Annotated in this window: 11 protein-coding genes; 7 read left to right on the top strand and 4 right to left on the bottom strand. The window is 62.1% G+C overall.

The annotated features are described in order from the left end of the window. Nucleotides 1-68 precede the first annotated feature (68 nt). Nucleotides 69-728, top strand: a complete 660-nt coding sequence (yihA, locus tag GGQ66_RS00455; protein WP_183788299.1) for a ribosome biogenesis GTP-binding protein YihA/YsxC — start codon at nucleotides 69-71, stop codon at nucleotides 726-728. A gap of 10 nt (nucleotides 729-738) precedes the next feature. Here the strand turns inward: yihA and GGQ66_RS00450 are convergent, their stop codons facing one another. Continuing rightward, nucleotides 739-1,338, bottom strand: coding sequence for a hypothetical protein (locus GGQ66_RS00450; protein WP_183788297.1), 600 nt, complete (start codon nucleotides 1,336-1,338; stop codon nucleotides 739-741). Between the two features lie 202 nt (nucleotides 1,339-1,540). Here GGQ66_RS00450 and argB point away from each other — a divergent pair, with 202 nt between their 5' ends. Then, nucleotides 1,541-2,428 carry an acetylglutamate kinase gene (gene argB / locus GGQ66_RS00445; RefSeq protein WP_183788295.1) on the top strand — a complete coding sequence of 296 codons (888 nt, stop codon included), beginning with the start codon at nucleotides 1,541-1,543 and terminating at the stop codon, nucleotides 2,426-2,428. A gap of 115 nt (nucleotides 2,429-2,543) precedes the next feature. Here argB and GGQ66_RS00440 read toward each other — a convergent pair whose 3' ends face one another. After that, entirely contained in the window at nucleotides 2,544-3,875 is a 1,332-nt protein-coding gene (locus GGQ66_RS00440; protein WP_183788293.1) for a dicarboxylate/amino acid:cation symporter, read from the bottom strand. Nucleotides 3,876-4,114: 239 nt separating this feature from the next. On the opposite strand from GGQ66_RS00440, the gene GGQ66_RS00435 reads away from it, so the two are divergent. Together GGQ66_RS00435 and GGQ66_RS00430 are read left to right on the top strand one after the other, a co-directional pair. Beyond that, nucleotides 4,115-5,953, top strand: a complete 1,839-nt coding sequence (locus GGQ66_RS00435; protein ID WP_183788291.1) for a sensor histidine kinase — start codon at nucleotides 4,115-4,117, stop codon at nucleotides 5,951-5,953. A gap of 3 nt (nucleotides 5,954-5,956) precedes the next feature. Then, nucleotides 5,957-7,306 carry a sigma-54-dependent transcriptional regulator gene (locus GGQ66_RS00430; protein WP_183788289.1) on the top strand — a complete coding sequence of 450 codons (1,350 nt, stop codon included), beginning with the start codon at nucleotides 5,957-5,959 and terminating at the stop codon, nucleotides 7,304-7,306. Between the two features lie 75 nt (nucleotides 7,307-7,381). Here the strand turns inward: GGQ66_RS00430 and GGQ66_RS00425 are convergent, their stop codons facing one another. Next, nucleotides 7,382-8,212 carry a PfkB family carbohydrate kinase gene (locus tag GGQ66_RS00425; protein ID WP_183788287.1) on the bottom strand — a complete coding sequence of 277 codons (831 nt, stop codon included), beginning with the start codon at nucleotides 8,210-8,212 and terminating at the stop codon, nucleotides 7,382-7,384. Between the two features lie 6 nt (nucleotides 8,213-8,218). Next, a complete protein-coding gene (locus GGQ66_RS00420; RefSeq protein ID WP_183788285.1) occupies nucleotides 8,219-8,863 on the bottom strand; it encodes a LysE family translocator in 645 nt (214 codons plus the stop codon). 205 nt (nucleotides 8,864-9,068) lie between these two features. Here GGQ66_RS00420 and GGQ66_RS00415 point away from each other — a divergent pair, with 205 nt between their 5' ends. The 3 genes from GGQ66_RS00415 to GGQ66_RS00405 all read left to right on the top strand — a co-directional run bounded on the left by GGQ66_RS00415 (nucleotide 9,069) and on the right by GGQ66_RS00405 (nucleotide 13,318). Further along, nucleotides 9,069-10,040 (top strand): hydrogen peroxide-inducible genes activator, encoded by a 972-nt coding sequence (locus tag GGQ66_RS00415; RefSeq protein ID WP_183788283.1) that lies wholly within the window; start codon nucleotides 9,069-9,071, stop codon nucleotides 10,038-10,040. A gap of 354 nt (nucleotides 10,041-10,394) precedes the next feature. Then, nucleotides 10,395-11,882 carry a succinyl-CoA:acetate CoA-transferase ScpC gene (scpC, locus tag GGQ66_RS00410; protein WP_183788281.1) on the top strand — a complete coding sequence of 496 codons (1,488 nt, stop codon included), beginning with the start codon at nucleotides 10,395-10,397 and terminating at the stop codon, nucleotides 11,880-11,882. A 194-nt stretch (nucleotides 11,883-12,076) separates the two neighbouring features. Then, entirely contained in the window at nucleotides 12,077-13,318 is a 1,242-nt protein-coding gene (locus GGQ66_RS00405; protein ID WP_183788867.1) for an alpha/beta hydrolase, read from the top strand. The last annotated feature ends 2 nt before the right edge of the window (nucleotides 13,319-13,320 follow it).

The following is a 13,320-nucleotide window of genomic DNA, read 5'->3' as shown; positions in this document are numbered from 1 at the left end:
GGGCAGGCCCCCGGGGTTTTGCTTCATGGGCGGGAAATCCGTCCGGACTGAAAAGGATGCGTGCAGCCATGGCAGACACCGACAGCAAGACCGTCAGGCCGATCTTCGGCAATCCGTGGATCTTCATCCGCGGCGTTCCCGCCATGAAGTTCCTGCCGCCGGAAGGGCCGCCGGAAGTGGCCTTTGCCGGGCGTTCCAATGTGGGCAAATCCTCATTGATCAACGCGCTGGTCGGCCAGAAGGGGCTGGCCCGTACCTCGAACACGCCGGGCCGCACGCAGGAACTCAACTACTTCGTGCCTGATGGCTATTCGGGCGAAGGCGACGACCTGCCGCCGGCCGCTCTGGTCGACATGCCCGGCTATGGCTATGCGCAGGCGCCGAAGGAACAGGTGGATGCCTGGACCAAGCTCGTCTTCGATTATCTGCGCGGTCGCGCCACGCTGAAGCGCGTCTACGTGCTGATCGACAGCCGCCACGGTATCAAGAAGAATGATGATGAAGTTCTGACGCTGCTCGACAAGGCAGCCGTTTCCTACCAGATCGTTCTCACCAAGACCGACAAGATCAAGGCGGCGGGAGTGCCGAAGCTGTTGGCGGAAACTGCGGCGAAGATCGCCAAGCATCCGGCGGCCTATCCGGAAATCCTCGCGACCTCGTCGGAGAAGGCATCCGGTCTGGATGAACTGCGGGCCGAAATCGCAAGAACCGTGGGCGTGCGCGGCTGAGGGGGGACCCTTAGCGCGCGGGCGCGACGGCAAGGGTCGCGCCTTGGTCCATCATGCGCTTCATGGTGTCATCAAGCGTGATGAAGCCGTTGGACGGGAGTTCGCCGACGAGATGCGCCTGGTTCGATGCGTCGATGATCCAGATTTTAGAAAGCGTGTTGACGGAGGTTGCGGTATCCATGCCGACGCGGGCTGCGACCGGGTCATAGGTCGCATTCACGACCGGCAATGACGCCGTGGTCGTCGTTCTCGCTGGGTTCTGCATTGTGAAAATCGTGTAGACGGCGAGAAGGCCGAGCAGCGTGATGCCAACGCTCCGCCACAGCGTGAACGAATGCCTGAGGGTGCGTTTGGGAAGCGCAAGATCGACCACGCTCGGCGCGCCGGAAATACGCGAACTGGCGGCGATGAGCCAGGGGTCGGCCTCGCTGTCGTTCACATCGGTGAGATTGTCCTGCCAGCGCCGGACGATGGCGGCAAACTGCCTGTCGGTTTTCAGGCGCGCCGCGACCACGCGCTCCATATCGGGCGCCAGCGCACCGAGAACATATTCGCCGGCCAGGACTTCGTCATGCGCGCCGCTGCCGGTCCCTCCCACGGGTGTCGTCATTTGTCTGTTCCTGCTGCCCGGATTTCGCGAACTCTTCCGGTTCGCGTTTGTTAATCATTTTTCCTGCTTTCCCCGGTCTGTCAATTGCTGCGCACGCCATGTGACAAAGAGAATGTCACAAGACCGTAATATTTTGCCGGATTATTCCCTCTCGACCCAACTTGGTCTAAAAGGCCGCGACATGAACCGCATGGAGGATTGCATGAGCGCTTCGGAAAGTGAAACCCAGGCCCGGCTTCTGGCGCAGGCGCTGCCCTTCATGCAGCGATACGAGAACAAGACCATCGTGGTGAAATATGGCGGTCACGCCATGGGCAACCCCGAACTCGGCAAGGCCTTCGCGGGCGACGTGGCACTGTTGAAGCAGTCGGGTGTCAACCCGATCGTCGTGCATGGCGGCGGCCCGCAGATCGGTGCGATGTTGACGAAGATGGGCATCGAATCCAAGTTCGAGGGTGGCCTGCGTGTGACCGACCAGAAGACGGTCGAGATCGTCGAGATGGTGCTGGCCGGTTCGATCAACAAGGAAATCGTCGCGCTCATCAACCAGACCGGCGAATGGGCCATCGGCCTGTGCGGCAAGGACGGCAACATGGTCTTCGCCGAGAAGGCGAACAAGACCTTCCGTGATCCCGACAGCAATATCGAGCGCGTGCTCGATCTCGGTTTTGTCGGCGAAGTGGTCGAAGTCGATCGCACCCTGCTCGACCTACTGGCCAAGTCCGAGATGATCCCGGTCATCGCGCCGGTTGCGCCGGGCCGCGACGGTCATACCTATAACATCAATGCGGATACCTTCGCGGGCGCCATTGCCGGTGCACTCTGCGCTACCCGCCTTCTGTTCCTGACGGATGTGCCCGGCGTGCTCGACAAGAACGGCGAACTCATCAAGGAACTCTCTGTCGCCCAGGCCCGCGCACTGATCGCCGATGGCACGATTTCCGGTGGCATGATCCCGAAGGTCGAGACCTGCATCGAGGCGATCCAGGCCGGCGTTCAGGGTGTTGTCATTCTCAACGGCAAGACGGCCCATGCCGTCCTCCTCGAAATCTTCACCGAAGGCGGTGCGGGCACGCTGATCGTTCCCTGATCGCAGCTTTCGCCGATGCCCTGAAATGACGAAACCCGCCGGTCTCCCGGCGGGTTTCGCATATTCGGACAGGCCTCTTGTTGTAGGGGGCTGACCCGTCCGTGATCGGTAATGTTTATTCCGCCGGCAGAACCTGCGCGGTGGTGGGCTCGGCATCGATCGTCTTGCCGGCCATGACAGCGTGGAACACCTCCTCATCCAGTTCGCCTTCCCAACGGGCGACGACGACGGTGGCCACAGCATTGCCGATGAAGTTGGTGATGGCCCGGCATTCCGACATGAAGCGGTCGATGCCGAGGATAAGCGCCATGCCGGCAACCGGCACGGAGGGCACGACCGAAAGCGTGGCGGCCAACGTGATAAAGCCCGCGCCGGTGATGCCAGCGGCGCCCTTGGACGACAGCATGGCAACGAGCAGCAGCAGGATCTGCTGGCCGAATGTCAGGTGAATGTCGGTGGCCTGGGCGATGAAGAGGGCGGCCAGCGTCATGTAGATGTTGGTGCCGTCGAGGTTGAAGGAGTAACCGGTCGGGATGACGAGGCCGACAACGGAACGCTTGCAGCCCGCCTTTTCCATCTTGCTCATCAGGCCCGGCAGGGCGGCTTCCGAAGAGGAGGTGCCGAGCACGAGCAGGATTTCTTCCTTGATGTAGCGAATGAGCGCGAAGATCGAGAAACCGTTATATTTTGCCACGGCGCCGAGGATGACCACCACGAACAGAACCGAGGTGATGTAGAAGGTGCCGATCAGGAAGGCGAGGTTGGTGACCGAGCCGATGCCGTATTTGCCGATGGTGAAGGCCATGGCGCCGAACGCGCCGATCGGGGCGGCCTTCATCAGGATCGCGACCAGCTTGAAGATCGGGTACATCAGGGCATGCATGAAGTCGACGACGGGCTTGCCGCGCTCGCCGACAATGCCGAGCGAAATGCCGAACAGAACCGAGAAGAACAGCACCTGCAGGATGTCGCCGGAGGCGAAGGCGCCGACGATGGTGGTCGGAATGATGCCCATCAGGAAGCCGGTGATGGTCGATTCATGTGCCTTGGCGGCGTAATCGGCTACGGCCTTGCTGTCCAGTGTCGCCGGGTCGATGTGCATGCCGGTGCCAGGCTGCAACGTATTGGCGACGATCAGGCCGACGATCAGTGCCAGCGTCGAGAAGGTCAGGAAGTAAAGCATCGCCTTGCCGGCGACGCGACCCACCTTCTTCATGTCGCTCATGCCGGCAATGCCGGTCGCGACGGTGAGGAAGATGACGGGCGCGATGATCATCTTGACGAGCTTGATGAAGGCATCGCCAAGCGGCTTCAGTTCAGCGCCGAAGTCCGGCCAGAAATGACCGAGCGTGATACCGGCGGCAATCGCCACCAGAACCTGGAAATAGAGCAGCTTGTAAAAAGGGGTATGGATGTGGCGCGTCGCCACGATCTTCTCATCGATCATGATGTCCTCCTTGGCGGGCCTGCCCGGTTCCCCGGCCTCCGAGGCGCGCCTGTGTTGCGTCGCAGCCGTCCCTCGGCTGTTCGGTTTTCTCTTCGCAAGGCGCGTGCCAGTTTTGATATTTTCTATAATGCTTTGAAAAATATGGATTATTATTTTTACGTCGCGTGAGAACATCCCATTTGTGCGGAAATCCACACAAGATGTCTTGCGCGTCGTGTGGAAAGGCGCACAATATTCAGATGTCCGAGACGCCCTCTTTTCCTGCCGGTGACATCAGGCGCAGCGCGCGCCGTCAATGGATCGTGTTCGCTGCCGTGGCCATTGTGCTGGTGGCTGCGACGTTGTGGTTTGCCGCGGAAATCGGTCGCGGGCGGGCGATAAGGGAGTTGCAGGCGCAGGCGCAAACCGATGCCGCGCTCAAGGTGGCGCTGCTCAACGCCGCAATGGAGCGCCCGCGCGCGCTACCGTTGATCCTGGCCGGCGACAGCGATCTCCGCGATGCACTGGAAACCCGCGCCGCACCGGTGCTGGAGCGGGTCAATCGCAAGCTGGAGGGTCTGATTGTCAGCACGCAGGCTTCGGTCATCTATGTCATCGGCCCGGACGGTGTAGCGATTGCCGCCAGCAATTTTCGCGAACCGGATAGTTTCGTCGGATCGAGCTATGCCTTCCGTGACTATTTCGGCCATGCCATGGCGGCGGGCGGGGCGGAGCAATATGCGCTCGGCACGGTCAGCCGCCGGCCGGGCCTCTACATCTCGCGGCGGGTGGAAAGCGAGACGGGAAAAGCGCTTGGCGTCGTCGTCGCCAAGGTGGAGTTCAACCGGCTGGAAGCGGACTGGAGTATTGGCGGGCGCCCGGTCTATGTCACGGACCGGCGCGGCATCGTGCTGATGACAAGCGTTTCCGACTGGCGCTTCCTGACCATCGATCCGATCCCCGATGCTGAAAAGGCGACGATTGCCGAAAGCCTGCAATTCGGCGATGCGCGGTTGGCGCAACTGCCCTTCAGGCCGGCGGAACGGCTGAACGACGACACGGAACTGGTTCGCAACCAGCGCGGCGCCGAGTGGCTGCATCTCGGCCTGCCGGTGCCGACCACCGAATGGCAGTTGCATTTCCTGCTGCCGGTGGGCGCGGCCATCGAAGGGGCGGTCTGGCAGAACCTGTCGTTTGCCTTTGCCACGCTTCTGCCCGGCATCGGCCTTGCCGGTTTTGTGCTGCGGCGGCGCCAGCGGGCGCTGCGCAATATCGAGGCGGAGCGGGTGGCGCGCGAGGAACTGGAGCAGCGCGTGGAAACCCGTACCCGTGACCTGACGGCGGCGCGCGACCGCTTGCAGGCGGAAATATCCGACCACGAGCGTACGGGTCGCAAGCTGCAAAGCGTGCAGCAGGATCTGGTGCAGGCCAACCGGCTTGCCATTCTCGGCCAGGTGGCGGCCGGGGTGGCGCATGAAATCAACCAGCCGGTTGCCACGATCCGCGCCTTTGCCGATAACGGCCAGACACTGATTGAACGCGGGCGGCTTGCGGAGGCCGGCGAAAACCTCGAGCAGATCGCAGCGCTCACTGAGCGTATCGGCACCATTACGGCTGATCTCAAGACGCTTGCCCGCAAGGGCCGCTCTGCCGCTGGCCCGACCGGTGTCAAGGACGTGATAGAAGGGGCGGTTCTTCTGTTGCGCAGTCGCTTCGCCGGTCACATGGGCGCGCTGGACATCGTGCTGCCGCCGGCAGGGCTCAAGGTATCCGGCAGCCGCGTGCGGCTGGAGCAGATCATCATCAACCTTCTGCAAAATGCGCTGGAGGCCGTCGCCGGCCGGGACGACGCTCGTGTCTCGGTTCGCGTTCGCGAAGAGGGGGCGGATGAGGTCGTGCTGACCGTTGCCGACAACGGCCCGGGAATTGCGCCCGATATTCGCGAGGCGCTGTTTACCCCGTTCAACACATCGAAGGAGGCGGGGCTTGGCCTCGGCCTGGTCATTTCCCGCGAAATCGCTGCCGATTATGGCGGGCGTATCACGGTGGAAAGCGGGCCGGAAGGCGCCTCCTTCGCCGTTCACCTGAGGAGAGCCTGATCCATGGAAGCGCTCGGACCCGTTCTTCTTGTCGATGACGACGCCCAGCTTCGCAAGGCCATGACCCAGACGCTCGATCTCGCGGGCTTCCTGGTGACGCCGTTTGCGAGCGCGGCGGAAGCCCTTCAAATGATCTCGCCGGATTTCGGTGGCGTCGTCATTTCCGACATCCGCATGCCGGGCATTGACGGCTTGCAGCTTTTCGAGCGGCTACGGGCGATGGACCCCGATCTGCCGGTCATTCTCGTCACCGGCCATGGCGATATTCCGATGGCGGTCCGGGCCATTCAGGAGGGGGCCTATGATTTCATTGCCAAGCCTTTCCCGGCGGACCGACTGGTGCAGAGCGCGCTGCGGGCCATGGAAAAGCGTCGCCTCATCATCGAAAACCGCAGCCTGCGGCTTGCCGCTGAAAAGGCGGAGGGCGATGCGCCGTTGATCGGTCAGACACCGGCCATGGAGCGGTTGCGCAACACCATCCGCCACATCGCCAATACCGATGTGGATGTGCTGGTGGCCGGTGAAACCGGCAGCGGCAAGGAAGTGGTGGCGACGCTGCTCCACCGCTGGAGCCGCCGCGCCTCCGGCCATTTCGTGGCGCTGAACTGTGGGGCATTGCCTGAAAGCGTCATCGAGGCGGAACTGTTCGGCCACGAGGCCGGCGCCTTCACCGGGGCCCAGAAGAAGCGTGTCGGTCGCATTGAGTATGCCAGCGGCGGCACACTGTTTCTCGATGAAATCGAGAGCATGCCGCTCTCGGCTCAGGTCAAGATGCTGCGGGTTCTCGAAAAGCGCGAGGTTTCTCCGCTGGGCGTCAACGAGGTGCGTCCGGTCGATCTGCGTGTCGTCGCCGCAGCCAAGATCGATCTCGGCAATCCGGCCGAACGCGGCGATTTCCGTGAGGATCTGTTTTTCCGCCTGAATGTGGTGACGTTATCGATACCGCCGCTGCGTGAACGTCGCGAGGATGTACCGCTTCTCTACGCCCATTTTGCCGCCCGCGCGGCGTCACGCTTCAACCGCGAGGTGCCCGCGATCACCCCCACGGTGGCCCGCCACCTTGCCGAACATTCCTGGCCCGGTAATGTTCGCGAACTCGGCCACTATGCCGAACGGGTGGTGCTTGGCCTAGAGGGCGATGCGCCGGTGGGAGCCCCATCGCCGGCGCTTGCCGCTGGCGGCACGCTGCCGGAACGGATCGACCGTTACGAGGCCGAGATCATCCGCGAGACGCTGAAGGAGCAGAAGGGCGATGTAGCCGGCACGGTCGAGGCGCTCGGCATCGCCCGCAAGACCTTCTACGACAAGCTCCAGCGCCACGGCATCGCCCGGACGGATTACGTCGGCGACTAGAGTTTGTCAGGGAAAAGTGAAATCCGGTTTTCCTGAAAAGACAAACGAAAACAAAAAGGCTTGAGTCTGACCGGTTCAGAATGAACCTGATGGACTCTGGCCCCGGTCACGGCGCGCTATAAGGTGGTCCTCCGTCAGCCGGCAGGCGAGAAGGGCGGCCTCCGGCGGCGCATGGCCGGCAAGGATGGCGTGCAGATAGCTGCCGGCGAACGTGTCGCCCGCACCGATCGTATCGGCCAGTTGCAGCCGTTCGGGCGGTGGCACCAGCCGGATCGCCGCGCTGTCCATCAACCGCACCGGGTCCGGTCCGTCGGTGATGACGAAATGGGAAAGCCGAGTCCCGGCGATACGATGCGCCACGGACCAAAGATCCGCATAGTCGTGCCCCGCCATGTCCGCTGCCGAGCCGATGAGAATGTCGGCAGGCCGAGCGGCCTCCTTCGCCGGAAACTGCGCGATGGAAAGCGGGGCTTTCTCCATGGCTGCGAGCAGGCCGGGGCCGCATTCGCTGGCGTTGACGTAGATGGCATCGGTATCGACCGCGCCGAAAAGGTCGGCCGCCAGCCGCTTGCGGTTCGGTGGCGCGATGATCGTGCGCTCGCCGGTGGGGTCGAGCAGAATATCGGCGGCGGCGGTCTCGCCGGGGATCATCGAGACCCGCGCGGTATCGAAGCCCATGGTTTCAAGCGTCGAAAGGGCTTTGTGGCCCGTCTCGTCGTCCATCAGGTGGCCGGCGATGGTCACGGCATGGCCAAGCCGCAGCAATTGTGCGCCGGTGTGGAAAGCGCCGCCGCCCAGCCGCACTTCGCGGTTTACGCAGGATAGCCGGCCGCCGGGGGTGAGGGGGCGGTCGAGGTGCCAGACCCGGTCGTGATTGATGTTTCCGGCAACCAGTATATGCGCCATTGGGCCTCAATCCTGCGAAACGAAGCTTTCGATGCGGATGTCGTTGAGGATCTTGAAGCCGAAAACGCTCATGGCGAAACCGGCGACACCGTTCAACGCCTGTGTCAGCCTGGTGTAATAGCGGCGGCTGACGCCCGAGGAAAGGGCAAGCGCAACGATGCCATACCAGACGAAGGCTTGAAGCCCCACAATGACGAGCACCGCGCCATAGAACCAAGCGGGCGCATGGGCCGGCACCACCAGCGCAAACACGCTGGTCCAGAAGATCGCCGACTTCGGATTGCTGAGCGTGGTGACGAAGCCGGAGAACAAGGGGTGCCGATAGACGGGCGGGTTTGCGGATGCGGTTGCCGCTGGCTTAATGAAGGTGGAGCGCAGCAACTTGTAGCCGACCCATAGCAGATAGAGTGCGCCCGCCAGACGGATGGTCCGGTAGAGCGTGCCGGCTTCGAGCAGGACGATGCCGATGCCGGCAAGGCTGAGCGACACCCAGATGAGTGAGGCCAGCGCAATGCCACCCGCCGCGTGCAGGCCTGCGCGGCGGGACATGCCGGCGGCGCAATAGCTGACGGCAACCGTGTTGGGTCCCGGCACCATGGCCATGAGAAGGTGAATGGCGGCGAGATGGGCAAGCGTCGGCAGGAGGTCCATGGGCGTGTCGTCCGGATGTGACGGGAAGGCTACTATTCTCCCCCGGTCTGTCTGGCGCAAGGGCTGACGCGAAAGGATTGCTGATGGAAGCGATGAGCCGGGCATGGGCTGGGGCCGCACCATTTGCGCCCTGCTCATTCCTGTGCGATAGACTGTGCATTCCGGCAAAAAACAGGAAGGTCGGGAGTGTCTGAGGAATGAACGGTTGAACCCGCTGCCCAATCTGCGCCAGCTTCGCTATCTGGTCGCTCTTGCCGATCACCTTCATTTTGGCGAGGCGGCGGAAGCCTGCCAGGTTACGCAATCCACACTCTCTGCCGGCATTCAGGAGTTGGAATCGCTGCTGGGCGTGGCGGTGGCCGAACGCACCAAGCGCTCCGTGATGATTACGCCGGTCGGCCGGCGCATTGTCGAGCGCGCCCGCTTCATCCTGCGCGATGCGGAGGAACTGGTCGAGATCGGTGCGCGCGCCGCCAATCCGCTATCGGGGCGGCTGGAACTGGGCGTCATCCCCACCATCGGTCCTTTCCTGCTGCCAAAGCTCGTGCCTCATATCATCGGCCTCTTTCCGGACATGCGCCTTATCCTGCGCGAGGACAAGACGGCGGAATTGCTGGAACGGCTGCATGCCGGTAGGCTCGATCTGGTGCTGATGGCCTTCCCGTACGAGGCGGAGGGTTGCGAAACCTTCATGCTGTTTTCCGACGGCTATCGGCTGGCCTGCAACCCGGACGATCACCTGGCCGCACTGGAAAGTGTGAGCAATGACGATGTGCGCGGCGTGCCGATCATGCTGCTCGAAAAGGACCATTGCCTGCACAGCCACGCGCTGCCCTTCCTCAAGGGGCTTTCGGGCCAGGCCGTCACCACGTTTCAGGGCACCAGCCTCTACACGCTCGTCGCCATGGTCGCCGAAGGGCTGGGTGCGACGCTCGTGCCGGATCTGGCGATCTCCAGTGGCCTTCTCAACGAAAGCAATGTCACGACCCGGCCGTTGGCCGAAAGCGAAGGCGCCGTGCGCCAGATCGGACTTTGCTGGCGCAAGAATTCCTCACGCGCCGCCGAGTTTCGTGAGTTGGGGGCCGTCATCCGCACCTGGGCGGAAAGCCATATCGCCCCGGTTGGCAATCTCTCTTCCCGTCCGTCGGACTGGCTGCCCGACCGCACGGCATCGTGAACATCTTTGCCGGGAAAACGTTGTTGCAGCGCATTCGAGATGCAGCGGATCGTTAACGACGTCTGCCGATCGCCAGCCTAGCCCCGAACCGTTCGAGCTTGCTGAAAATCTATTACGAAACAGTGGCTTAAATGGCGATGCACTTGACGGGGAACGGAATTTTCCTGTTTTGCGCCAAGGTTGCAGCGCGCAATGGGCCAAAGATTCCGATGTGTCTTAGTCTCATGGGTAATTGCTTTTCGTACACCGGTGATTATTGCAGGCATAAGTGTGTTCGTGGATGCTTCTGGCGCCCGCGCACCTTGGGTTGAGGAAACAAGGGTTTTACGACCATTACGCAAAGAGGGATTGCCTATGCTTCGTGACCGCGTGCGCCGCAAAGCGCTTCTGGATAAAGTGGTAAGTGCCGAAGAGGCAGCTTCGCTGGTAAAGAACGGTAGCCGTCTCGGGATGAGCGGCTTCACCCGCGCCGGTGAGGCGAAGGTTGTGCCGCCGGCTCTCGTCGAGCGCGCCAAGAATGATGGCCTCAAGATCGAGCTGTTCACCGGCGCATCGCTCGGCAACGACATGGACGGCAAGATGGCCGCCGCCCACCTGCTGACCCGCCGTTCGCCCTTCCAGGCTGACCCGGTCATGCGCAAGGCGATCAACAACGGCGAGATCATGTTCATCGACCAGCATCTGTCGTTGACCGCTGAAGCCATGCGCGCCGACCAGATCAAGAAGGTCGACACCGCCGTTATCGAAGCCTGCGCCATCACGGAAGACGGCTACATCGTTCCGACCAGCTCGGTCGGTAACTCCGCGACCTTCGCACTCGACGCCGACCAGGTCATTGTCGAGCTGAACCTGGCCCACACGGACCAGCTTGAAGGCATGCATGACGTCTACATTCCGGAAAAGCGCCCGAACCGTACGCCGATCCGGATCAACTCCACGATGGACCGCATCGGCGTTCCGTATTTCGCCGTCGATCCGTCGAAGATCGCCGCGATTGTCGAGACCAACATCCCGGACAGCGCCGCCAACAACCTGCCGCCGGATGAAGAAACCGCTCAGATCGCCGGTCACCTGCTCGACTTCCTCAAGAACGAAGTGAAGCAGGGCCGTCTGACCCACTCGCTGCGTCCCATGCAGTGCGGCATCGGCACCATTGCCAATGCGGTCATGTCCGGCTTCCAGGACTCGCCGTTCTACGATCTGGAAATGTATTCGGAAGTTCTGCAGGATTCGACCTTCGAACTGTTTGAGAGCGGCAAGCTGTTGCGTGCTTCCACGACCTCGTTCTCGCTCTCCGCAGCCACGAACGATCACGTGATGGCCAACCTCGCTTCCTTCAAGGAAAAGATCGTTCTGCGTCCGCAGGAAATTTCCAACAACCCGGAAATCTCCCGCCGCCTCGGCCTGATCTGCATCAACACCGCGCTCGAATTCGACATCTACGGCAACGTGAACTCGACGCATGTCGGCGGCACGCACATGATGAACGGCATCGGCGGTTCGGGCGACTTCGCTCGCTCCGGCCAGATGTCGATCTTCGTGACGAAGTCGATCGCCAAGGAAGGCAAGATCTCCTCGATCGTGCCGATGGTCGCCCATATCGACCACACGGAACACGACGTGGCCGTCGTCGCCACCGAAATCGGCCTCGCCGACCTGCGTGGCCTGGCGCCGCGTGAACGCGCTCCGCTCATCATCAAGAACTGCGTGCATCCGCTGTATCGCGACATGATCACGGATTACTACGAGCGCGCCGTCAAGCGTGGCGGTCACACCCCGCACCTGCTGGAAGAAGCCTTCTCCTGGCACGTCAACCTGGCTTCCAAGGGCACCATGCTCTGATCCGGCATTACGGATACGAAATCGGAAAGGGCGCCTTCGGGCGCCCTTTTGCGTTGATGTTGTCGTTCAGCCACTGGCAATCCGTCGGGCGTGGCACTAAAGGTTAAGCCTCCTTAACGATTTGACGGGAAAGCGGCATGTCGTCCATCTTTGGCGGTCAGGACCTTCGAGGCTTCGGACGCGGCGCACGCATCATGGTCATGGTGGCCGCAACGCTGTTCCTTGCCGCCTGTGGCGGACGGCCCATCGGCGTCATGCAGCCGGAGGCCGTCAACGCACCGGGCACTTCCAAGGTTGACCTGCTTGTGGCAACAACCCGTGCGCCGGCGGCTGATCCGGCCGTGCTGTTTTCCGGGGAACGGGGAACGGGGCTTGCGCTTTCGGCCATCACCGTGTCCATCCCGCCCGACGCGAACCGGGTCGTCGGGCAGGTGCAGTGGCCGAAAAAGCTGCCGGCCGATCCCCTGAAATCCTTCACGACGGTTTCAGTCAAGCCGATGCTCGGCGCCCAGCAGGCGCGAGAATGGGGGCGCGCGCACCTGACCAAGAGCCGCCGCGTCATGGTGTTCGTGCACGGCTTCAATAACCGATATGAGGATGCGGTCTACCGCTTTGCCCAGATCGTGCATGACTCCAATGCGGATGTGGCGCCGGTCATTTTCACCTGGCCATCGCGTGCGAGCATCTTCGACTACAATTACGACAAGGAAAGCACCAACTATTCGCGCGATTCGCTGGAGGAGTTGCTGCGCAACGTCGCCAGCGAACCCTCGGTTGGCGAAGTCACAGTCATGGCCCATTCGATGGGAACGTGGCTCGCAATGGAAGCGCTGCGCCAGATGGCGATCCGCGACAAGCACGTTGCTTCCAAGATCCGCAACGTCATTCTCGCAGCCCCCGACCTCGATGTCGATGTGTTCGGGCGGCAGATTTCCGAGATTGGTCAGAAAGGCCCGAAGTTCACCATTTTCACCTCGCAGGATGACCGGGCATTGCTTGTGTCTCGCCGCATTGCCGGCAATGTCGATCGTCTGGGCCAGATCGATCCGGCTAACGAGCCCTATCGCTCGGCGCTGGAAAAGCTCGGCATTACCGTCATCGATCTCACCAAGATGAAGTCGGGCGATAGACTCAATCACGGCAAGTTCGCCGAAAGCCCTGAAGTGGTAAAGCTCATCGGCACGCGTCTTGCTGCTGGCCAAACGGTCACCGATTCCGATGTCGGTATCGGCGAGGCGCTCGGCTCGGTTGCCATCGGCGCCGCCAACACCGTCGGGCAGGCGGCTTCGGTTGCCGTTTCCACGCCGATTGCGGTGTTCGACGCCAATACGCGGCGCAACTATGGTGGCCAGTGGCAGCGCATGACCGGATCGGTCGGCACGACCGTCGGCTCCTTTGGCGCACCGCTTCAGATTGTTACCGGCAACGAACGATAGGA

The sequence above is a fragment of the Allorhizobium borbori genome (assembly GCF_014196535.1).
Lineage (GTDB): Bacteria > Pseudomonadota > Alphaproteobacteria > Rhizobiales > Rhizobiaceae > Ectorhizobium > Ectorhizobium borbori.
Note: the sequence above shows the minus strand (reverse complement) of the source record. Positions and strands in the feature narration are given on the sequence as shown.